The organism is Chromobacterium sp. Rain0013 (assembly GCF_015291765.1).
GTDB classification, from domain to species: Bacteria; Pseudomonadota; Gammaproteobacteria; order Burkholderiales; family Chromobacteriaceae; genus Chromobacterium; species Chromobacterium haemolyticum.
This window is the reverse complement of record NZ_CP031514.1, coordinates 1,474,869-1,496,237: the sequence shown is the minus strand read 5'-3', so window position 1 is coordinate 1,496,237 and position 21,369 is coordinate 1,474,869. Positions and strand designations below refer to the sequence as shown.

Genomic DNA, 21,369 nt, shown 5'->3' with positions numbered 1-21,369 from the left:
CTCGGGCCGACAAAGCGGCCCGAAGCGGGCTCAACCGGCCAGCTTGGCCTTGATGCAGGCGGACACCTGCGCCATGTCGGCACGGCCGGCCAATTGCGGCCGCAGCAGCCCCATCACCTTGCCCATGTCCTGCATGCCGGCGGCGCCGCTGTCCGCTACGGCCTTGGCCACCAGAACGTCAATCTCCTCGGCGGACAGTTGCTGCGGCATATAGGCCATCAGCACGTCCATCTCGAATTTTTCCTTGTCGGCCAGGTCCTGGCGCTGAGCCGCCTCGTACTGGCTGATCGAATCACGGCGCTGCTTGAGCATCTTGTCGATGACGGCCACAACGCCGGCGTCGTCCAGCTCCACCCGCTCGTCCACTTCCTTCTGCTTGATGGCCGCCAGCAACAGGCGGATGGCCGCCAGTTTGTCGCTTTCCCGCGCTTTCATTGCAGATTTCATGTCGTCGCTGATTCGCTGCTTGAGGCTCATTGCTTGCTTTCCGGAAGATGACCGCCACCCGTCGCGGGCGGCGAGTGCGCACTTGAGAGAGAGTCAAACCCTGATGACATTGGTTTTGAAAAGCTCAAAACCCATGCCGTCAGAGTCTGCTAACGGGGAACTACAAATGGCAAAACCGCAGGCTAGGCCTGCGGTCCTGCTTACTGACCAGACGAACTCTTAGTAGAGTTTCGGCGGCAGCATTTGGCTGCGGATGCGCTTGTAGTGGCGCTTAACAGCAGCGGCGTGCTTGCGCTTGCGCTCGGCAGTCGGTTTTTCGTAGAACTCGCGGGCGCGCAGTTCGGTCAGCAGACCGGTTTTTTCCACCGCGCGCTTGAAGCGACGCATTGCAACTTCAAACGGCTCGTTCTCTTTAACACGAATGTTCGGCATTGAATCTAGTATCCTTAGTTCCTAGCGCCCAGACGTGACTGGGGCTATAAAAAACAGCATTTTAACAACGTTACGCGGTTTGGAAAAGTCTGAAGCGTTCCGACCAAGCAATCTGTGGCGCTTTACGCATCACGGCTTGACGGAAGAAATCACCCCCTCACTAGGAGAACTAGGTACTGCACTATAAAAACGTTTCGGCATCCGGCCGGCAAGATATGCCGAGCGGCCTGCTTCTACAGCCTGTTTCATGGCGTGCGCCATCAACACCGGTTGTTGCGCGGCGGCAATCGCGGTGTTCATCAGCACGCCATCGCAGCCCAGTTCCATCGCGATTGCCGCGTCGGAAGCGGTGCCGACGCCGGCGTCAACCAGCACGGGAACCTTGGACTGCTCAATAATCAACTTCAAATTCCACGGATTCAGAATCCCCATCCCGGAACCAATCAGGCTGGCCAGCGGCATGATGGCGCAGCAGCCTATTTGCTCCAACTCGCGGGCGATAATGGGATCATCCGAGGTATACACCATGACGTCGAACCCCTCGGCCACCAATACTTCAGCCGCTTTAAGGGTTTCCTTGACGTTGGGGAACAAGGTATTCGGATCGCCCAGCACTTCCAGCTTGACAAAACGATGGTCGTCCAGAAGCTCTCTGGCCAGGCGCAAAGTGCGAATGGCATCGACGGCGGAATAACATCCCGCCGTATTGGGGAGAAGGTTATACCGGTTTTTGGGCAAAAAGTCCAGCAAATTGGGTTCGCCGGCGTTCTGTCCCAGGTTGACTCGGCGAATGGCGACGGTGACGATTTCCGTTCCCGACGCGTCGAGCGCCTGCGCCGTCTCCTCAAAATCCCGATACTTGCCGGTCCCCACCAGCAAACGCGAATTGTAAGCCTTGCCTGCGATGATCAGTTGATCCGCCACTCCTGCACCTCTATCAGCTTTGCCGCTCAGCCTCCGCCGACGGCCACCACGATTTCGAGTTCGTCGCCGTCGGCCAGTCCGGTGGCCGGATACTGGCTGCGCGGCACGATCTCGCCATTCTTTTCCAGCGCCACGCGCTTGCCGGCAAGGTCCAGCGCCGCCACCAGCTCGGCCACGTTGGCTACGTCGGCCAGTTCGCGGCCCTCGCCGTTGATCTTGAGTTTCAGCATCTCATCTCCGTTGCACGCGCTGCACCACCGGCAGCACGCGAATAGCGCTCAGCACCCGCTCCAGGTGCTCGACGCCCTCCACCTGCAAGCGGAAGTGGATATTGAACAGACCGTCGCCATCGCGGCTGCTGTCCTGGGTGTCGGCGCTTTCGATATTGGCCGAAGCCTGCGAGATCGCGGTGGCGATATCCGCCAGCGCGCCGCGCTCGTTGCGGGACAACACGCCAACGGTGACGCCGAACATACGGTCGCGTTGCGCTTCCCAATTGACGTCGAGAAGCTTGTCGTGATCCGCCCGCCGCGCGTTCGGACACCCCTTGCGGTGGATAACCAGGCCCTGGCCCTTGGTGATCACGCCCAGAATCTCGTCGCCCGGAAGCGGGTTGCAGCACGGCGACAGCTGCACCATGCCGCCCTCGTTGCCGCGTATGGTCACGGGACCCACTTTCACCTCCTCGCCCAGCCGTTCGCCAGCCAGCTCCAGCAAGCGCCGCGCCACCACGATGGGCATCAGCTTGCCCGCGCCGATATCGGCCAGCACGTCTTGATGAGAAGCGAGCTTCTCGCCGAAAGCGGCCAGATACTCCACCCACAGCTCATCGCTCAGCGCCAACGGCGTCACCGCCAGCGCGCCTATCGCTTGCTTGAGCAGCTTCTCGCCCAAGCCCACCGCCTCTTCCTGCTGCAGGCTCTTCAGATAGTTGCGAATGCCGGAGCGCGCCCGCCCGCTCTGCACGAAGGTCAGCCAGGACGGATTGGGCTTGGCCTGGGTGGAGGTAATGATTTCCACGGTATCGCCGTTGCGTAGCACGGTGCGCAAAGGCACCAACGCGTGATTGACGCGCGCGGCGATGCAGCGATGGCCGATGTCGGTGTGCACCGCGTAGGCGAAGTCCACCGGCGTCGCGCCCTGAGGCATCACCATGATCTTGCCCTTGGGCGTGAATACGTAGACCTCGTCCGGGAACAGGTCGATCTTGATATGCTCGAGGAATTCGACCGGATCGTCGCTCTCCTCCTGCATGTCCATGATTTTCTGCAGCCACTGATGGGTGCGCTGCTGGGCGGTGTTAACACCATCGCCGCTCTTGTACATCCAGTGCGAGGCCACGCCGGCCTCGGCCACGCTATTCATCTCGCGGGTGCGGATCTGCATCTCCACCGGCGTGCCATAGGGGCCGAACAAGGTGGTGTGCAGGCTCTGGTAGCCATTGCCCTTGGGAATGGCGATGTAATCCTTGAATTTGCCGGGAATCGGCTTGTACAGACTGTGCAAGGCGCCCAGCGCCAGGTAACAGCCCGGGATGTCGTTGACGACGACGCGGAAGCCGTAAATGTCCAGCACCTCGGAAAACGACAGGTGTTTTTCCTGCATTTTCTTGTAGATGCTGTAGAGGTTTTTCTCCCGCCCCTTGATCGTGGCTTCGATATTGCTTTGCACCAGCTTCTGACTGACGGACTGCAAAATCTTGGTCACCACTTCGCGGCGGTTGCCGCGCGCGGCGCGCACCGCCTTGGACAGCACGCCGTAGCGATGCGGATGCAGGTGCTTGAACGCCAGGTCCTGGAGTTCGCGATAAACCTTGTTGAGGCCGATGCGATTGGCGATCGGCGCGTAGATCTCCAGGGTTTCCAGCGCGATGCGTCGCCGCTTGTCTTCGCGCATCGAGTCCAGCGTGCGCATATTGTGCAGGCGGTCCGCCAGCTTGACGATGATGACGCGGATATCGCGCGCCATCGCCAGCACCATTTTGCGGAAGCTTTCCGCTTGCGCGGTTTCCTTGGTCTGGTATTCCAGCCTCTCCAGCTTGGAAAGGCCGTCCACCAGATCGGCGATGATCTTGCCGAACTTTTCGATCAGCGTCGGCTTGGTGACGCCGGTGTCTTCCAGCACATCGTGGAGCAATGCGGCGGCGAGCCCCTGCACGTCCAGCCGCCACTCGGCCAGCATGCCGGCCACCGCCAGCGGGTGGGTGATGTAAGGTTCGCCGCTCTTGCGGGTTTGCCCTTCGTGCGCCGCGCGGCTGACCTCGAAAGCCTGCCGCAACAGCTGGACGTCCTCCGGCTTGAGATAACGCGCGACAGACTCGAAAAACGCTTGCGCTTCGCTGTCGATCAGGGCGTTATAGTCGATTTCATCCTCGATGCCGGTTGCCATAACCCACCACCCACTTGCAATCAGGCTTTGCCGCGGCTCAGAACTTCCTTGCCAACATGGCCGGCGGCGATTTCACGCAGCGCGACAACGGTGGGCTTATGGCGGCCGGCTTCAACGAAGGGGCTGGCGCCGGAAGCCACTTGACGGGCGCGGTAGGCTGCGGCCAGGGTCAGGTCGAAACGGTTCTGGATGCGGTCCAGGCAATCGTCAACAGTAATACGGGCCATATGCTTTCTTTCTCAAAGTTGCCAAGGGCATTGTCGGTCGCCGTTCTTGCGGCGGCAACAACGCCCAGAGGGATCACTATATCTAAATTTTAGTCGACTCACCAACAAACGGACGGATCAGCCGGCCTGTCCCATCCGCGCCAGCATCGCCGCCAGCTTGCGGCACTGGATGGCGCTGCGCAGCCGATTGGCGCGCACGACGCTGATCAAATCGAGGCGAGCGCGTTCGAAATCGTCGTTGACCACGATGTAGTCGTACTCGGCGATCTTGTCGATCTCTGCGCGAGCGGAGGCCAGCCGGCGGCGGATCACATCCTCGCTGTCGGTGGCGCGGCCGCGCAGCCGGCGCTCCAGTTCTTCGATAGACGGCGGCGCGATGAAAATGCCGATCGCCTCGGGAAAGACCTTGCGCACCTGCTCGGCGCCCTGCCAATCGATTTCCAGCAGGATGTCCTGCCCCACGTCCAGGCGGCTGCGTATCCACGGCGCGCTGGTGCCGTAATAGTTGCCGTAGACTTCCGCGTACTCGAGGAAATCGCCGCGCTCTATCATGGACTTGAACGTGGCCTGATCGACGAAATGGTAATGCTTGCCGTCCACCTCGCCCTTGCGCGGCGCGCGCGTGCTATAAGAAATGGACAGCTCCACGGATGGCTCCGCCTGGAGCAAGGCCGTGACCAGCGAGGTTTTCCCCGCGCCGGAAGGAGCGACCACGATAAAGATATTACCGGTTGGCTGGCTCATGAAAAGGCGCTTTCCTGCCAAATGAGTAATTCTCCAGAATACCATAAGCGGGCTGTTGCTGTTAATCGCCAAGTTATTTTCACATCAAGATTTAGGTAAATCTCTTCAGGCTGAATAAAATGGCTCGTTTTTTTCCTACCTATCTCCCTTGGAGCGCGTTTCGCCATGCAATTCCTTGACAGCTTCTTCAAGCTGAAAGAACACGGCACCACGGTGAAGACCGAAGTCATCGCCGGCTTTACCACCTTCTTGACCATGGCTTACATCATCCTGGTCAACCCGCTGATCCTGTCGAGCACCGGCATGGACTTGAACGCCGTCTTCGTGGCCACCTGTCTGGCCGCCGCCCTCGGCACCTCCATCATGGGCCTGGTGGCCAATTACCCAATCGCGCTGGCGCCGGGCATGGGTCTGAACGCCTACTTCACCTTCAGCGTGGTCAAGGGCATGGGGCTCTCTTGGGAAACCGCGCTGGGCGCGGTGTTCATCTCCGGCATCGTGTTCCTGGCGGTGAGCCTGTTCCGCGTGCGCGAGGCCATCGTCAACGCCATCCCGCAATCGCTGAAATTCGCCATTTCCGCCGGCGTAGGCATGTTCCTGGCCATCATCGCGCTGAAGAACGCCGGCGTGATCGCGCCGCACCCGGAAACCTATCTGACCCTGGGCGACATCCACAAACCCACCACCCTGCTGGCCGTCCTGGGCTTTTTCCTGATCGTGGCGCTGGAATACCGCAAGGTGCCGGGCTCCATCATCATCGGCATCCTGGTGGTGACGGTGCTGTCCATCGCCATGGGCTTGTCTCCGTTCAAGGGCGTGGTGGCGCCGGTGCCCAGCATGGCGCCCACCTTCATGAAGATGGATATCGCCGGCGCGCTGCAAGCCGGCCTGATCGGCGTGATCTTCGTGTTCTTCTTCGTGGATTTGTTCGACACCACCGGCACTTTGGTGGGCGTATCCCATCGCGCCGGCCTGCTCAAGGACGGCAAATTGCCGCGCCTGAAGCGCGCGCTGCTGGCTGATTCGGTGGCGATCACCGCCGGCGCAGTGATGGGTACTTCGTCCACCACCGCCTATGTGGAATCCGCCGCCGGCACCGCCGTGGGCGGCCGCACCGGCCTGACCGCCATGGTGGTGGCGCTGCTGTTCCTGGCCTCGCTGTGGCTGTCGCCTTTGGCCGCCACCGTGCCAGCCTACGCCACCGCGCCGGCGCTGTGCTACGTGGCGGTGCTGATGGCTCGCGGCCTGGCCGAGATCGACTGGAGCGATCTGACCGAATCCGCGCCGGCGGTGATGACCGCGCTGGCGATGCCGTTCACTTTCTCCATCGCCGACGGCATCGCCTTCGGCTTCATCAGCTATGCGGTGATCAAGATCCTGGCCGGTCGTTTCTCCGACCTGAAACTGCCGGTGTTGGTCATCGCCGCGCTGTGGATCTTCAAGCTGGCTTTCTTCCACTGAAACGTCAATAATTGATGCGGACTCCTAGCCTGCCGCGCTGCGCGGCGGGCTTTTTCTTGTGGGCCGCGCGGCGATTCTCTTCATTTAGAAGTACAATAAGGCCATGGAAAACCTTAGCAATCTCGACTACTCCAGCTATCTGAAAGGCTGGATCCGCACTGTGCCCAACTGGCCGCAACAAGGCGTGATGTTCCGCGACATCACCCCGCTGCTGCAGAACCCCAAAACCTTCCGCATGCTGATCGACATCTATGTGCACCGCTACATGATGGAGAAGGTGGACCTGGTGGCCGGACTGGACGCGCGCGGCTTCATCATCGGCTCGGTGCTGGCTTACGAGTTGAACGTAGGCTTTGTGCCTATCCGCAAGCGCGGCAAGCTGCCTTTCACCACGGTGGAAGAGGAATACGAGCTGGAATACGGCAACGCCGCGGTGGAAATGCACACCGACGCCTGCAAGCCGGGCGACCGCGTGATCCTGATCGACGACCTGGTGGCCACCGGCGGCACCATGATGGCCGGCTACAAGCTGCTCAAGCGCATGGGCGCCGACGTGTTGGAAGCCGCCGCCATCATTGAGTTGCCCGAGCTGGGCGGCGGCAAGCTGGTGCGCGACGGCGGCTTGGAGTTGTTCACCGTCTGCGCTTACTGAGCCGGATTCGCCCGTCATGCGAACGGAGCCCTTGGGCTCCGTTTTTGTTTGGCCGCGACCTAGACCTGTTTACGATCGAATACCCGTCGTGAAACGTGGCTCGGTGAGCTCACCTTCAAAATGCTCATGTACCGTGTGTACACTCCGCTTTTGAGCCGTTTTCGCCTTGCCTCGCCCTTGCTCGCGAGATCGTAAATAGGTCCTTAATCCGCCTCCACCGACACCTTCAAGGCCTGGCCGCGCGCACTCAGCTTCAGCGGCGCGCCGGCGGTGCTGGGCAACTTGCTATCCACCGAGGCCGCCGCGCCGCGCACTTCGTACTGCAGCGTTGCGGACTTCGGCAGCGTCAGCGCCAACTTGCCGGTGGTGGCGTCCAACGACAAGGAACCGCTGGGCTTGGCATCGGTCAGCCTCACCTTCGCCTTCACCGCCTGGCCGTCAAAGGCCATGTCGCGGCTACTGCCCTCGAAAGCCAGCGTCAACGCCTGCCCCTTGAACGCCAGCTTGTCGTAAGCGCCCTTGGCCTGCGCCCTGATCGCGTCGGCGGACATGGAGAGGCTGGCAGCCTTGCCCTCCAGCGTCAGATCCACCGCTTTGCTGTCCACCCGGATCGCAGAATAAGCGCCGCGGATCGAACCCTTGACCGCGACCAGCCCCAACTCCACTTGCTTGCCCGGTTTCAGATTGCCCGCGATCTCCAGCCCGCAGCCGGCGCCCAGCAGTTTGTTGTTGAGCTTGACCGTGATCGTGACCACCCCGCCTTCGCGCCGCACTTGGGCACTGCACAGCTTCGCGTCCCAATTGCTTTTGTTCAGATCAAGCTGATACGGCCGTTTGTCGTCCGCACTCAGCTTGAGCACGGCGGCGTCCCCCTTGATCACCAGCTTTTCAATCGGCGCTTCCGCCGCGTGAACCGCTCCGCCGCACGCCATGCCCGTCAACATCAGCAACCGCCTTGCCTCACGCATCATCACGTTCCCCTTTCTCAAGTTGAAACCGCCGCCGCGGCCGGCGGCGCTTGTTTTCGTCACTGCATGAACAGCCAGTACATCGCGATAACGCCGCAAGCCGCCGCCATCCCGCCCACAGCATGGCGGGCTAGCCGCGCCCACTGAGCGCTCGCCCCCCCTTGGCGCGCAAAGGCCGAAACGGTGCGCCTCCGGGAGTCCGCCAGCGCGGCGATCAGGCGGCTCTCATTGCGCTGGTCTGCCACCGCGTCGCGAATGTATTCGCGATAGTCGCTGAGAATCTTGCGCAGCTCGGATTCGGGCAAGCGCTCCATGGTCAGTTGCAATTGTTGAATGCATGCATCGTGTTTCATGTTTCTCTCCCAAATCCAGTCAAAACATCACTCGTCACACCGCTTTGCCGCTCGGACTTCTGCCCGCCACCAAGTCGATCTGGTAGCGGACGTAGCGCACCAGCCCGAGCCAAGTCAGCCGCGTCAGCCATACGCAAAACACCAGCCCCAATCCCCCAACCAGCAACAACACGAATCCGCTGACCGCCGCCGAACTCTGCAGCGACAAGCCCGGAATGCCGTCGATCTCGATATGATCTTTGCCGTCTTTCAGCGACAACCGGTTATCCTTGATCACCAGCGAGCTCTCGCCGTCGCCCAGCACCAGATCGGCGGCTTGTCCGGCTTCGCCGGCGGCGACGGAAGCTTCCTCCGAGATCATCCGCCAGCGCAGCGAGCGGCCATCCCCGTCCTGGGCCAGCACCATGCTCTCTCCGCCGTCAGATGTCAGCGTCAGCGCGCGCAATTGCCCGCGCTCCAGGCTGACGGAGCGTTCGCCCTCTCGCTTGATCGACTGCCTGGCCGCCGGATTGCTGGCATCCACTTTCAGCTCCCCGCCGTCGTAGCTCACTCGCACCGGATCGCCGGTTCGCAATTGCAGGCTGGCGGTTTCGTCTTCTTCCAGCGTCAGCAACAGCCTCCCCTGTTTCAGGGTCACGCCGTGCACCGGTTTCCCTTCGGCTTGAACTTTGAACTCGATCTTGCCGTTCTCCGGCGAAAGGCTCGGCTCCAGTTCCGGCCAGCCGAACAGGCTATTGCCTCCCCAAGCCGCCACCAGCGCCACGCCGGCTATCAACAGGCTGCCGGACACCATGTAGCCTATGGACAGGCATAGCAGGTAGAGCATGAACGGCAGCGCCAGGAAGAAATTCAGCACGCCCAGGCCGGCAACCGAGGCCACCACCCTCATCAAATTGCCGAAGGAACGATGGTTCTCCCATTGGCGGTAGTGCGCCTGCGCTTTTAGCTCCTTGGCCAGCTTCTGCGGGCTGCCCAAAGCGGCAACCACGTCATCCTCGGCGCGGCCGGCTTCTTGCGCGTCGCTGAAATACTCTTGGTAGTCGGCGACGATTTCACGGATCTCCTCCGCCGGCATGCCGGCCAGGGCCTGTTCCAACTGCTCCAAAAACACTTTGCGATTCATGCTTGTCGTTCTCCTGGCTGGCCGGCCGCCGGCAGGCGACTCAGCACGCTGTCCACTTCGCTGACGAACTCCTGCCACTCGCGTCGCATCAGCTCCAGTTCCCGCTTTCCCGCCTCGGTCAGCGCGTAATACTTGCGCGACGGTCCGGACGCGGATTCCACCAGATAGGTGCTGACCCAGGACTCGTTCTGCAGCCTGCGCATCAGCGGGTAGATCGTCCCTTCGCTGATTTCCATCGTGCGCGACAAGGTGCTGACCAATTCGTAGGCATAACTATCGGACTGAGCCAATACCGCCAATACGCACATGTCCAGGGTCCCCTTCTTCAACTGGGTTTTCATCTTGCCTTCCTTGAAACCGCCCGGTCCCACCCGCCCCACTACCTTGCATTACAAGATAGCTAGTTGGACCAAGGCATCAATCTGCTTGTGGTTGCACTATACAAACCACTACCTTGTACCGCAAGGTATCTTTCATTACACAATGACAAATAGTCCTTGCTGCGGCTTTCTCGCAACACGTCATATAGTCATCACTGACATCATATTGCATTGCAAAATACATCTTGCCATCCATAATTCAACAACAATAATGACATTGAACTAACCGTGTACCAGCCCGGTATCCACCAACCGGCCACTCTCTCAATGGGGATTTCGATGGCAAAAGCAAGCAGGCCCAGCATTGCGCTGGTCTTGGGCGGCGGCGCGCCCAACGCAACTTTGATGGCCGGCGCGCTGGTCGCGCTGATGGAGGCCGGCGTCGAATTCGACATCATCTCCACCTCAGGCGCCGGCGCTATTGTCGGCCTCTTGTACGCGGCGCCGCGCAAGGGCTCGCCGCTGGACAATTTACGCCGGCTGGCCGATCTAGGCGTATCCGATCCGATTTACCGGCTGCTGCCGATCAACTACAAGGTGTTCAACAAACCCGGCCCGGCCGCCGACATGTGGCGTAGCTGGCAAAGCCAAAATCCGCTGCTGCAATCCATTCAGCAGCAAGCCGACCAAGGCCCCTGGCAACGCCTGCTGGCCGATTGGACATCGCTGCTGCTGGCCACGCTCTGCCCCAGCGATCTGGGCCCCAACAGCCAAGGCCTGTGCGCGCACGTGCCCTTCATCGAAGAAATCGTGGATTTCGACCGCCTCAAGACCATTGCGCCGCAGTTTTACCTGAACGCGTACAACATCACCCGCGGCGAGATGCGCTGCTGGGACAAGAGCGAGATCGGCCACGAGCATTTCCTGGCCGCGCTGTCCTTTCCCTTCATCTACCCGCCTTATCCCCTGGCCGACGGCGACTACATCGAAGGCGCGGCCATAGACACGCTGAACTTCAAGCAGTTATTCCGCGATCACCCGCACATCGACTACACCCTGGTGTTCGACGTGCTGGGCAGCGACAGACTATTGCACCCGCCACGCGGTCTGTACGACGCCTGGGTGCAATCCATCATCACCCCGCTGACCGAAATCGCGCGCGACGACCTGAAGCTGTTCGAGGCGCTGCACAATAAGGACGACCAAGGCCGGCCGCGCACCGAGGTGCTGAAGATCCAGTTCGACAAGCTGATCGACCCGAAACGCCGCGCGGAGGAGTTGGACTGGTCGCACTCCAATCTGTCTCAACTCTATGAGATCGGCTATCAAGCCGGGCAGGACCTGCTCCGCCAACACCGCGCCAAGCTGCTGGGCTAAAGCAAGGCGAGGCAATAAAAAAGGGCTGCCTGACGGCAGCCCTTGACGCTTGGTTAAGCGCAGACGGCATCAATACCAGCTGATGCCGGCCTTCTCGGTGGAAATCACGGTGCCGGCCTCGCCCTTGACGATTTTCTCGATGTCTTCCAGCGCGCCGATCACCGCTTTCTTGCCGGTCAGGCGGGCGAATTCGCAAGCGGCCTCCACTTTCGGGCCCATCGATCCGGCTGCGAAGCCCAGCTTGTCCATTTCGTCCGGATGCGCCTGCTTGATCGCTTTGGCTTCCGGCGAGCCCCAACCGACAAACACGCTCTTCACGTCGGTGGCGATCACGAAGTAGTCGGCGTCGATTTCTCGCGCCAGCAAGGCAGAGGCCAGATCCTTATCGATCACCGCTTCCACGCCCACCAGCTTGTCGCCCTCGTACATGGTGGGAATACCGCCGCCGCCGGCCGCAATCACCACCACGCCTTTTTCGATCAGCCATTTGATCGGGCGCATTTCGAAGATGCGCTTCGGTTTCGGGCTGGGCACCACGCGGCGGAAGTATTCGCCGTCGGCCTTCACCGTCCAGCCTTTTTCCGCCGCCAGCTTGTCGGCTTCTTCCTTGCTGTAGACCGGGCCGACAAACTTGGTCGGGTTCTTGAACGCCGGGTCGTTGGCGTCCACTTCGGTCTGGGTCAGGATGGTGGCGATGGGCACTTCGAACGGCAACACATTGCCGAGTTCCTGCTCAACCATGTAGCCGATCATGCCTTCGGTCTGCGCGCCCAGCACATCCAGCGGATAGGGCGTCACTTTTTCGTCCACATGGCGGGCATAAGCATCGTTCTGCAGGCCCAGCAGGCCCACTTGCGGCCCGTTGCCGTGGCACATCACCAGGTTGTGGCCCAGCCGGGTCACGCCGGCCAGTTGTTCCGCGGCCACTTTAACGTTGGCGCGTTGGTTGTCGGCGGTCATGGCCTCGCCGCGACGTTGCAGGGCATTGCCGCCCAGAGCTACGACGACTCGCATATTCAGTTCCTTTTTACTGCCGCGCCCACCGTCTGATACAGCGTGCGCGCTTGAAAACGAAACCGGCCAAGGTTCCCGGTCAGGGGAGCCTTGGCCGGCGGATCATCTGGATGATGCTAAGCGGCTATCAGTCGCCCAGCGTAGCCACCAGGATGGCCTTGATGGTGTGCATGCGGTTCTCGGCCTGCTCGAAAGCGATGCAAGCTTCGGACTCGAACACGTCCTCGGTCACTTCGATGCCGTTGGCCAGGTCCGGGTATTGCGCGGCGATTTCCTTGCCCACCTTGGTTTCGCTGTTGTGGTAGGCCGGCAGGCAGTGCATGAACTTCACCTGCGGATTTTCGGCGGCTGCCATCAGCGCGGCATTCACTTGGTAAGGCTTCAGCAGCTTGATGCGTTCGGCCCAGACTTCGGCCGGCTCGCCCATGGACACCCATACGTCGGTGTGGATGAAGTCGGTGCCCTTGACCGCGGCTTTGGCATCTTCGGTCAAAGTGATGCGCGCGCCGGTCTTGGCCGCGATTTCGCGGCACTGAGCCACCAGCTCGTCGGTCGGCCACAGATGCTTGGGCGCGCCGATGCGCACGTCCATGCCCAGCTTGGCGCCGATCACCAGCAGGGAGTTGCCCATATTGTTGCGGGCGTCGCCCAGGTAGGTGTAGCTGATCTGGGAGATGGGCTTGTCGCTGTTTTCCCACATGGTCAGCACGTCGGCCAGCATCTGGGTCGGGTGCCATTCATCGGTCAGGCCGTTGTATACCGGCACGCCGGCGAACTTGGCCAGCTCGGTTTCCACCATGTGCTGGTCGAAGCCGCGGTATTCGATCGCGTCGTACATGCGGCCCAACACGCGGGCGGTGTCCTTCATCGATTCCTTGATGCCGATTTGCGAACCGGACGGCCCAAGGTAAGTCACGTTGGCGCCCTGGTCGTAGCAGGCCACTTCGAAAGCGCAGCGGGTGCGGGTCGAGGTTTTTTCAAAGATCAGGGCGATGTTCTTGCCCTTCAGGTGCTGCTGTTCGGTGCCGGTGTACTTGGCGCGCTTCAGGTCGCGGGCCAGGTCGAGCATGTAGCGGATTTCGCGCGGGGTGAAGTCCAGCATGCGGAGGAAGTTACGGTTGCGCAGATTGAAAGCCATGATATTGCTCCTGATTAGAGTCTGGGCAAGCCGGCCGTCGTTTCCGGGGAAACCGGCGGTCAACCTGTCTTTTTGCACATGAATCTTGGATTTTCCTCCCGGCCGCGCCCGCGGCCGGGACACTACAGCTGAATTACAGTTTCACTTCGTCGCGAGTGATCGGGCAGGTCATGCAGTGACCGCCGCCGCGGCCGCGGCCCAATTCGGAAGCCGGAATCTCGATCACTTCCACCCCGTGCTCGCGCATCAGGCGGTTGGTATAGGTGTTGCGGTCGTAGGCCACCACCACGCGGCGATCCAGCGCCACCACGTTATTGCCGTCGTCCCACTGCTCGCGTTCGCGCTGGTAAGCGTCGCCGCCGGTCTGGATCACGCGGATTTCCTTGAGACCCAGCGCCTGGCGCACCACTTCCACCAGATGCACGCCTTCATGGCGTTCGAAACGGATTTCGCCTTCGCGGTCGCCCACGTACATGCTGGTGCATGTGATATCGTCCACCACGTCCGGGAACAGCGACAGCAGATCGATGTCCAGGAAGCTGAACACCGTGTCCAGGTGCATCGCCGCGCGGGACTTCGGCATCTGGCATGCGATCACGCGAGTGGCGCCGCCTTCCTTGCCCAGCACGCGCTTGGCCACTTGCACCACAGCCTGCGGGCTGGTGCGTTCCCCCATGCCGATCAGGACCACGCCGTTGCCGATAGGCATCACGTCGCCGCCTTCCAGCGTGGCCGGGCCATGCTCCTGGTCGCAATCGCCCCACCATACTTTCACCTTGCCGGCGAACATCGGGTGGAATTTGTAGATGGATTGCAGGATCAGCGTTTCCTGACGGCGCGCCGGCCAGTACATCGGGTTCAACGTGACGCCTTCATAGATCCAGCAAGACGGGTCACGCTGGAACAGGCTGTTAGGCACCGGCGGCAGTACGAATTCAGACTGGTCCAGATAGCCGCCGAACAGGCCTTTCGGATCAAACGGCAGTTCGAACTTGGCGATGCCGCCCACCAGATGCTCGGCCAGTTGCGACGAAGGCATTTCGTCCAGCCAGCTGCGCAGGTCGCGCAACATGCCGATACCTACGTTGTCGGCCTTGACCTTGCGATCCAGAATCCAGGCGCGGGAGGCCTTGTCGTCCAATACTTTGGCCAGCGCATCGTGCACTTCCACCACTTCGATGCCGCGGGAGCGCATTTGCTCAACCATGTAGGCGTGGTCTTTCTGTGCGCGCTCTACCCAGATGACGTCGTCGAACAGCAGGCCGTGGCAGTTGTCCGGGGTCAGGCGCTTATGCGCCAGGCCGGGACGGCACACCATCACAGTTCGCAACTTGCCACACTCGGAATGAACACCAAACTTGGTCATGACAAACTCCTTAATGATATTGGGGGAGCTGGTGGAGGCCCGAGGATCTCGCGCGCCTCCGGTAATCTTCTTACTTCTAAATCCGACTTAGAGCGTCAGCGCTCCGGTGAGCAACTCGTAGCCGGCGAACAAACCCGCCACCACGATCAGCGCAGCCAGTACCGCTTCCGGACCGGTGAACGCTTTCTCGCCGCGTTCCTTGCGAGCCCACAGGTAGAACAGCAGACCCGGGGCGTACAACACCATCGACAGGAACAGGTACTTCAGGCCGGCGGCGTAGATCAGCCAGATGCCGTAGACCGAAGCGATGGTGGCGATGCCGAACTCTTTGCCGCTGGACTCGCCCTGGGCGTAGCCCTCGCCGCGCTTGGCCACCAGCAAGGCATAGCCGGCGCACAGCAGGTAGGGAATCAGAATCATCGAGGTGGCCAGCGACAGCAGCGCCAGGTAGCCCGCGGAACTGAACAGCGTGATGATCAGGAACAGTTGGATCAGACCGTTGGTCAGCCACAGCGAGGCGGCTGGAGAACCATTGGCGTTGGTGGTGCCGAATACCTTGGGCATCACGCCGTCCTTGCCTGCCAGGTAGGGCGCTTCGGAAGCCAGCAGCGTCCAAGCCAGCAACGCGCCGCCCACGGAGATCACCAGACCGGCGTTCATCAAGTTAGCGCCCCAGGGACCGATGGCTTTTTCCAGCACATAGGCGGTGGACGGGTTTTTCAGCGCGGCCAGTTCAGCCTGGGTCATGACGCCCAGCGACAGCACAGACACCGCAACCAGCAAGGCGATGGTCAGCAGGAAACCAATCACAGTGGCCTTGCCTACTTCTTTCATGTTTTCCGCACGGCTGGAGAACATCGATGCGCCTTCGATGCCGATGAACACCCATACCGTCACCAACATGGTGCTCTTCACTTGGTCGACAACCGAGCCGAGTTTGGTCGAGCCCCAGAAATCCAGGTTAAAGGTATCCACTTTGAAGGCGAAGATAACCAGCAGGATGAACAACGCCAGCGGGACCAGTTTGGCTACGGTGGTGATGGTGTTGATGAAGGCCGCGCCGTGCACGCCGCGCAGCACTAGGAAGTGCAAGGCCCACAACAGGATGGATGCGCAGACGATGGCGGTGGTGGTATTGCCCTCGCCGAACACAGGGAACCAGAAGGCCAGCGCCGAGAACATCACCACAAAATAGGATACGTTGCCGATCCAGGCTGAAATCCAGTAACCCCAGGCCGAGTTGAAGCCCATGTAGTTGCCAAAACCCGCCTTGGCGTAGCCATAAACGCCGCCTTCAACTTCCGGCTTGCGGTTGGCCAGCATCTGGAAGGCAAATGCCAGAGTCAACATCCCGAAGAAGGTAATCACCCAACCGATCAAGATAGCACCGGCTCCGGCACCCGCCGCCATGTTCTGAGGCAGCGAGAAGATGCCGCCACCGATCATGGAGCCCACCACCAGAGCGGTCAGCGCGCCAAGCTTGAGCTTGGGAGCGCCGCCGCCTTGGGTTTCAGTTTCCGTAGACATTTTCGTTCTCCGTGAGAGTACATTAACCTGCAAATCTGTTGTTATATAATTAAATTCTTATCATCTGAGACAATGGTATACCTCGGATTTAGTGATCGCCAGAACAGTCGAACATCCGTTTGACCTGCATCAAATAGCTTCCCCTGCCCTATCTCACCCACTATGGCAATAGAACAAAAGCTTTATAGAACCCACCCATCAGAATGACAAAATAATAAAATGTGCAGCGCACAAAATATTTACTTACTTTTCTTTTAAATAATTATTAATTATTACTGCGTGAAATATTGCGGGAGACAATTCAGAAAGGGGATATTCCGGCAAGCAGAAATCAAGACAAGCGCCTATCGACGTGATAAGCGATAAAAGAACGCGGGATCAAGAACAAGGCGTAAAACGCAAAAAAAAGTGGATGCGGCCCACCACCGCATCCACCAACACACACATCAAGAGGATAAACACATGCTGTTTGCTCGGACGCTCACTCCGGCTTTTTCACGTTCTTGAAAATCGCCACCAGAGCGCCTAGCACCACCAGGGTAGTCACCACAATGGTCACCAAGCTTAAAATGCCGACATCGTCGGAGAGAAGCAGAGTCAGAAGTTCCATCGCCACTCCTTTTCCGGGGCCACGCCCCATATAGGTTTCTTGACCCTCATCTTAGCCAGTTGGGGCGCCCGCCCATTGACCCAAATCAAATGGCATGACTCACAAATTTGATGCAAGACAAATAAAAAGCCCCTGGCTCTAGCCAGGGGCTCATTTCCTAAAAATCAGCAACTTATATCATTACAGTTGCTCGAAAAGCGATACAGTCCGGATCCGTTCCATCTCAAAAATTGGCGCTCGTCATCCACGTCGAGCCGATGCGCTCACTTGCTGCCGCCCATATCCTTGGACAGGAAAAACGCGTCGGAAAAGAATTCATCCTCCGGCAAGCCGCGTTCGCGCGTGAAGCTGCCGTGCGCGGCCTCCACCATCAGCGGCGCGCCGCAAGCGTAAACCTGATAGCCGGACAAATTTTCGAAATCCTCCAGCACCGCCTGATGAACGAAGCCGGTACGGCCCGCCCACTCGTCTGTCGGCAGCGCGTCGGACAATACCGGTATGAAGGTGATGTTGGGGTTCTGCGCCTGCCAGGCTCCGGCCAGTTCCGCCATATAGAGGTCGGCCTTGGTCCGCGCGCCCCAATAGAACACCATCTCGCGCTGGATTCCGCTGTGGATCGCATGCTCGATAATGCCCTTGACCGGCGCGAAGCCGGTGCCGCTGGCCACGAAGAGGATGGGCTTGTAGGAATCCTCGCGCAGGAAGAAGGAGCCCAGCGGGCCCTTGAAGCGCATGATTTCGCGTTCCTTCATCTGACTGAACACGTAGTCGGAGAACGAACCGCCAGGTTGATGACGGATGTGCAACTCTAGAAAAGCGTCGTCATGCGGCGCGTTGGCGATGGAGAAGCTGCGCTTCTTTCCATCCTTCATCAGGATGTCGATGTATTGACCAGCCTTGAACTGCAGGCGCTCCGATACCGGCAACTTGAGCTTGAGCACCGCCACGTCGTGGATTTTCTCGATTTTCTCTACACGGCACGGCAAGGTCTTGATCTGGATATCGCCCGCTCCAGCCACTTCGCGAGCCTCGATGGTGATGTCGCCCTGAGGGCGGGCGCAACAGAACAGAGCCAGCCCCTGGGCGCGTTCGGCCTCGGTCAGGGCTTTTTCCTGGAAACCATCCTGGCTCACTTCGCCATCCACTACCTTGCCTTTGCAGGCGCCGCATGCCCCGTCGCGGCAGCCGTAGGGCAGGCCCACTCCCTGACGCAAAGCCGCTTCCAATACGGTTTCATGCGGCTCGACGCCAAATGTATGCCCGCTGGGGAGCACTTTCACCTGCGCTGTCATCTGTTTCCTCTACTCAATATCTGGCTAAAATGCGCATCATGCGAACCCTGATGATCATCGGCGCCGGCGATGTCGCGCGCCGCGCTTTGCCGGAACTGACCCGCCGCTGGCGAGTGCTGGCGCTATGCCGCTCAAGCGCGAGCGCCGAAGCGCTGCGCCGGCAGGGCGTCACGCCCATCCGGGGCGATCTGGACAACCCCGTCACTTTGCGCCGATTGGCCGGCCTGGCCGACGATCTGCTGCTGACCGCTCCCCCCCAGGAAACCGGCCGCAAGGACTTGCGCATGCGCAAGTTGTTGTCTGCGTTGGCAAAAGGTTGCAGGATACCACAGCGCCTAGTCTATATCAGCACCAGCGGCGTGTACGGCAATGCCGATGGCGCTTTGCTGGATGAAGGCGCCCGTCCTCGCCCGCACAACGATCGCGCCTTCCGACGCTTGGACGCCGAAACCCAATTGCGAAGCTTTGCCGCAGCCCACGGCAGTCAACTGACCGTGTTGCGCGCGCCGGGCATCTACGCTGACAACCGCCTTCCGCTAAGCCGTTTCGCCTCGCAAACGCCGCTGATCCGCCCGGAAGAGGACAGCTGGAGCAATCACATCCACGCCGACGACCTTGCCGCCGCCTGCGTGGCGGCATTGCGGCAATGCCGCGGCGGCCCTCGCGTATACAACGCCAGCGACGATCAGCCGCTTCCAATCAGCGAATGGTACCGCCGGCTCGCCGCCACGCTTGGCCTGGTCTTGCCGCCCTTGCTGCCGCGCGAGGAAGTCCGCGCCCAGGTCTCCGCTGGTCTATGGTCGTATATGATGGAGTCCAGGCAGTTGGACAACAGGCGTTTGCGCCGGGAATTGCTGCCGGTACTCCGCTGGCCCAACACTGCCGTCTACCTGGCGGCGCTGGCCCAAGCGCCGGAACGCATCGCCGTCGCGCTCGCCTCGGCGGCCAAGATTCGGTAACATCGCGGTTTTTTTGAGTTTCAGCAGGCTTCTCTATGGAAAATCCGGCATTTCAACGCGCCATCCGCAGCTTCGTCCTGCGCCAAGGCCATCTGTCCCCCGGCCAGCAACGCGCGATGGACGAAGGCATGCCGCGCTGGGGCATAGAATACCGCCCCGAGCGCATCGATCTGGAGCAGGCCTTCGGCCGCGCCGCGCCCAAAATTCTGGAGATCGGCTTTGGCATGGGCGGCGCCACCGCCGAAATCGCCGCCGCCAATCCGGATCAAGACTACCTGGGCGTGGAAGTGCACTCTCCCGGCGTCGGCAATCTGTGCAAGCTGATCGCGGAAAAAGAATTGAGCAATCTGCGCATCATCCGACACGACGCGGTGGAGGTGCTGGATCACATGCTGGCCGACGGCAGCCTGGATGGAGTGCATATTTTCTTTCCCGACCCCTGGCACAAGAAACGCCACAACAAGCGGCGCTTGATCCAGGCGCCGCTGGTGGAGAAGCTGATCACCAAGCTCAAGCCGGGCGGCTACCTGCACGCAGCCACCGATTGGGAAGACTACGCCTTGCAAATCATGGACGTGTTCAGCAGCCAGCCGCAGCTGGTCAATACCGCCGATGGCTACGCGCCACGCCCGGACTACCGCCCGCTGACCAAGTTCGAGGCCCGCGGCATCAAACTGGGCCACGGCGTGTGGGACGTCATTTTCCGCCGCCTCTGATCCCCTCCCACGCCCGTCGCAAGCGGCGGGCGTCAGCGCCTGTTCAAAAGCTCTCCGGCCAGAGAGAGATCGTGAACACGTTCTGAGCACGTACCCGCCGGGCCACGCATCACGCAGCGCGGTAGTCTTTGAACAGGCTCTCAGCCCGCTCGCGGCAATAAAGCCTCGATATCCTCCAGCAACTCGTGCGGCTCCACCGCCGGCTCGTAACGCTTGACCACCCTTCCCTTCGCATCGATCAGGAATTTGGTGAAGTTCCACTTCACCGGGTGTGGATGGGTGGAGTCTGCTTGAGTCAGCCAGCGCCACAACGGATGAGCCCGCGGCCCGTTAACCTCCACCTTCGCGAACATGGGGAAATCCACCTCGAAGCGCGTCCGGCAAAAACGCTCGATCTCGGCCTCGTCGCCCGGCTCCTGGCCGCCGAACTGATTGCAGGGGAATCCCAGCACAACCAGCCCGCGGCCGCCCAAGCCTTGCTGCAAATCCTGCAAGCCGGCGTACTGCCGGGTGTAGCCGCACTCGCTGGCGGTATTCACCACCAACGTCACTTGGCCGGTGTACGCCGACAGCGGCTGTTCGCTGCCGTCTATGCGCGCGGCGGTGAAGTCGTAAAGCGTGGTCATGGCCACCTCCGTCTCGTATAATGAGCGCTCCCGAGAATCCACTCAGGCACTATCCGATGTTGTTCAATCCCAGCCGGCAGGACGCCCGGCGCTTTTTCTTCGACACCTGGCAGAAATCCAAATCCGGGACGGACTTGTCCGATCTGGAAAAAATGGTGCTCCCCATTCTTATAGACCACCCGGAGTATCACGCCATTCTGGATCGGCCGGAACAGTATATGGAACAGGAGTGGACTCCGGAAATGGGCCAGAGCAATCCCTTCCTGCACCTGGGCCTGCATGTGGCTATTGAGGAACAGCGCTCCATCGACCAGCCCTTCGGCATCCGCTCCTTGTACGCCCAGCTGGCGCTGCGCCACGGCAGCGAACATCTGGCTCAGCACGCGATGATGGATTGTCTCGGCGAAATGATCTGGCACGCTCAGCGCCATGGCGGCGGACCGGACGTGAACCGCTACATAGGCTGTATTCGCGGCAAGTTGGGCATGGGAGCGGAGGAGCAGCCCCGCATCAACCCTAGTGACATCCCAGGCTGACGCCGCACACCCGACAAGCGCTTGCTCATGACCAACGCCCGGCTCAGCCGGGCGTTTTGCATTGCCCGGCGACAGGCAAAAAAAGAGCCGTGGGGGGGAAACCCTCCACGGCGATCAAGCGGGGCAGCTCGTACTGGCAAAGCCAGAAGAGCAGCTTCATGCTATTCCC

General features: G+C 60.5%; 25 protein-coding genes. 6 read left to right on the top strand and 19 right to left on the bottom strand.

All coding sequences use genetic code 11. The annotated features are described in order from the left end of the window. Positions 1–30: 30 nt before the first annotated feature. The 8 genes from DXT74_RS07085 to DXT74_RS07050 all read right to left on the bottom strand — a co-directional run bounded on the left by DXT74_RS07085 (position 31) and on the right by DXT74_RS07050 (position 5,329). Positions 31–477 (bottom strand): GatB/YqeY domain-containing protein, encoded by a 447-nt coding sequence (locus tag DXT74_RS07085; RefSeq protein WP_043637828.1) that lies wholly within the window; start codon positions 475–477, stop codon positions 31–33. 189 nt (positions 478–666) lie between these two features. Beyond that, positions 667–879, bottom strand: coding sequence for a 30S ribosomal protein S21 (gene rpsU, locus DXT74_RS07080; RefSeq protein WP_039756346.1), 213 nt, complete (start codon positions 877–879; stop codon positions 667–669). A 129-nt stretch (positions 880–1,008) separates the two neighbouring features. Further along, complete coding sequence (locus DXT74_RS07075; protein WP_019103872.1) at positions 1,009–1,803, bottom strand: thiazole synthase; 795 nt, start codon at positions 1,801–1,803, stop codon at positions 1,009–1,011. A 26-nt stretch (positions 1,804–1,829) separates the two neighbouring features. After that, positions 1,830–2,033, bottom strand: a complete 204-nt coding sequence (gene thiS, locus DXT74_RS07070; protein WP_194427622.1) for a sulfur carrier protein ThiS — start codon at positions 2,031–2,033, stop codon at positions 1,830–1,832. Between the two features lies 1 nt (position 2,034). Next, complete coding sequence (locus DXT74_RS07065) at positions 2,035–4,191, bottom strand: bifunctional (p)ppGpp synthetase/guanosine-3',5'-bis(diphosphate) 3'-pyrophosphohydrolase (protein WP_019103870.1); 2,157 nt, start codon at positions 4,189–4,191, stop codon at positions 2,035–2,037. 20 nt (positions 4,192–4,211) lie between these two features. Next, positions 4,212–4,418, bottom strand: a complete 207-nt coding sequence (gene rpoZ / locus DXT74_RS07060) for a DNA-directed RNA polymerase subunit omega (protein ID WP_019103869.1) — start codon at positions 4,416–4,418, stop codon at positions 4,212–4,214. A 117-nt stretch (positions 4,419–4,535) separates the two neighbouring features. Beyond that, a complete protein-coding gene (gene gmk, locus DXT74_RS07055) occupies positions 4,536–5,162 on the bottom strand; it encodes a guanylate kinase (RefSeq protein WP_043591297.1) in 627 nt (208 codons plus the stop codon). Then, the gene (locus DXT74_RS07050; RefSeq protein WP_156038976.1) at positions 5,159–5,329 is read right to left on the bottom strand and encodes a hypothetical protein; all 171 of its coding nucleotides are present in this window, start codon (positions 5,327–5,329) and stop codon (positions 5,159–5,161) included. The genes gmk and DXT74_RS07050 overlap by 4 nt, the downstream gene beginning before the upstream one ends. On the opposite strand from DXT74_RS07050, the gene DXT74_RS07045 reads away from it, so the two are divergent. Next, a complete protein-coding gene (locus tag DXT74_RS07045; RefSeq protein ID WP_043591301.1) occupies positions 5,328–6,623 on the top strand; it encodes an NCS2 family permease in 1,296 nt (431 codons plus the stop codon). The genes DXT74_RS07050 and DXT74_RS07045 overlap by 2 nt on opposite strands. A gap of 103 nt (positions 6,624–6,726) precedes the next feature. After that, complete coding sequence (locus tag DXT74_RS07040) at positions 6,727–7,275, top strand: adenine phosphoribosyltransferase (RefSeq protein ID WP_019103866.1); 549 nt, start codon at positions 6,727–6,729, stop codon at positions 7,273–7,275. 203 nt (positions 7,276–7,478) lie between these two features. Here the strand turns inward: DXT74_RS07040 and DXT74_RS07035 are convergent, their stop codons facing one another. From DXT74_RS07035 to DXT74_RS07020, 4 genes are read right to left on the bottom strand one after another with little or no spacing between them, the layout of a single operon-like run. After that, complete coding sequence (locus tag DXT74_RS07035) at positions 7,479–8,246, bottom strand: hypothetical protein (protein WP_152596907.1); 768 nt, start codon at positions 8,244–8,246, stop codon at positions 7,479–7,481. A 56-nt stretch (positions 8,247–8,302) separates the two neighbouring features. Continuing rightward, positions 8,303–8,596 carry a hypothetical protein gene (locus DXT74_RS07030; protein WP_043591303.1) on the bottom strand — a complete coding sequence of 98 codons (294 nt, stop codon included), beginning with the start codon at positions 8,594–8,596 and terminating at the stop codon, positions 8,303–8,305. Between the two features lie 34 nt (positions 8,597–8,630). Next, the gene (locus DXT74_RS07025; protein WP_052052035.1) at positions 8,631–9,719 is read right to left on the bottom strand and encodes a DUF1700 domain-containing protein; all 1,089 of its coding nucleotides are present in this window, start codon (positions 9,717–9,719) and stop codon (positions 8,631–8,633) included. Further along, positions 9,716–10,060 (bottom strand): PadR family transcriptional regulator, encoded by a 345-nt coding sequence (locus DXT74_RS07020; RefSeq protein WP_019103862.1) that lies wholly within the window; start codon positions 10,058–10,060, stop codon positions 9,716–9,718. Before DXT74_RS07020 ends, DXT74_RS07025 begins: the two co-directional genes overlap by 4 nt. A gap of 318 nt (positions 10,061–10,378) precedes the next feature. On the opposite strand from DXT74_RS07020, the gene DXT74_RS07015 reads away from it, so the two are divergent. After that, the gene (locus DXT74_RS07015) at positions 10,379–11,416 is read left to right on the top strand and encodes a patatin-like phospholipase family protein (RefSeq protein WP_043637837.1); all 1,038 of its coding nucleotides are present in this window, start codon (positions 10,379–10,381) and stop codon (positions 11,414–11,416) included. 69 nt (positions 11,417–11,485) lie between these two features. Here the strand turns inward: DXT74_RS07015 and arcC are convergent, their stop codons facing one another. The 6 genes from arcC to DXT74_RS06985 all read right to left on the bottom strand — a co-directional run bounded on the left by arcC (position 11,486) and on the right by DXT74_RS06985 (position 18,363). Then, positions 11,486–12,430, bottom strand: coding sequence for a carbamate kinase (arcC, locus tag DXT74_RS07010; protein ID WP_194427621.1), 945 nt, complete (start codon positions 12,428–12,430; stop codon positions 11,486–11,488). A 127-nt stretch (positions 12,431–12,557) separates the two neighbouring features. Beyond that, on the bottom strand, positions 12,558–13,568 hold the full coding sequence (locus tag DXT74_RS07005) for an ornithine carbamoyltransferase (RefSeq protein WP_019103859.1): 1,011 nt from the start codon (positions 13,566–13,568) through the stop codon (positions 12,558–12,560). Positions 13,569–13,701: 133 nt separating this feature from the next. Continuing rightward, positions 13,702–14,934, bottom strand: coding sequence for an arginine deiminase (locus tag DXT74_RS07000; RefSeq protein WP_043637845.1), 1,233 nt, complete (start codon positions 14,932–14,934; stop codon positions 13,702–13,704). 87 nt (positions 14,935–15,021) lie between these two features. Beyond that, positions 15,022–16,461, bottom strand: coding sequence for an arginine-ornithine antiporter (gene arcD / locus DXT74_RS06995; protein WP_019103857.1), 1,440 nt, complete (start codon positions 16,459–16,461; stop codon positions 15,022–15,024). A 481-nt stretch (positions 16,462–16,942) separates the two neighbouring features. After that, positions 16,943–17,071 carry a DUF3149 domain-containing protein gene (locus tag DXT74_RS06990; RefSeq protein WP_019103856.1) on the bottom strand — a complete coding sequence of 43 codons (129 nt, stop codon included), beginning with the start codon at positions 17,069–17,071 and terminating at the stop codon, positions 16,943–16,945. 263 nt (positions 17,072–17,334) lie between these two features. Continuing rightward, complete coding sequence (locus DXT74_RS06985) at positions 17,335–18,363, bottom strand: CDP-6-deoxy-delta-3,4-glucoseen reductase (RefSeq protein WP_194427620.1); 1,029 nt, start codon at positions 18,361–18,363, stop codon at positions 17,335–17,337. Between the two features lie 38 nt (positions 18,364–18,401). On the opposite strand from DXT74_RS06985, the gene DXT74_RS06980 reads away from it, so the two are divergent. Then, a complete protein-coding gene (locus tag DXT74_RS06980) occupies positions 18,402–19,322 on the top strand; it encodes an NAD-dependent epimerase/dehydratase family protein (protein WP_194427619.1) in 921 nt (306 codons plus the stop codon). Between the two features lie 35 nt (positions 19,323–19,357). Continuing rightward, positions 19,358–20,038 carry a tRNA (guanosine(46)-N7)-methyltransferase TrmB gene (trmB, locus tag DXT74_RS06975; protein ID WP_043637849.1) on the top strand — a complete coding sequence of 227 codons (681 nt, stop codon included), beginning with the start codon at positions 19,358–19,360 and terminating at the stop codon, positions 20,036–20,038. Positions 20,039–20,178: 140 nt separating this feature from the next. Here trmB and DXT74_RS06970 read toward each other — a convergent pair whose 3' ends face one another. Next, positions 20,179–20,664 (bottom strand): glutathione peroxidase, encoded by a 486-nt coding sequence (locus DXT74_RS06970; RefSeq protein WP_019103852.1) that lies wholly within the window; start codon positions 20,662–20,664, stop codon positions 20,179–20,181. A gap of 56 nt (positions 20,665–20,720) precedes the next feature. On the opposite strand from DXT74_RS06970, the gene DXT74_RS06965 reads away from it, so the two are divergent. Then, positions 20,721–21,200 carry a DUF1841 family protein gene (locus DXT74_RS06965; protein WP_196783838.1) on the top strand — a complete coding sequence of 160 codons (480 nt, stop codon included), beginning with the start codon at positions 20,721–20,723 and terminating at the stop codon, positions 21,198–21,200. Positions 21,201–21,369 lie beyond the last annotated feature (169 nt).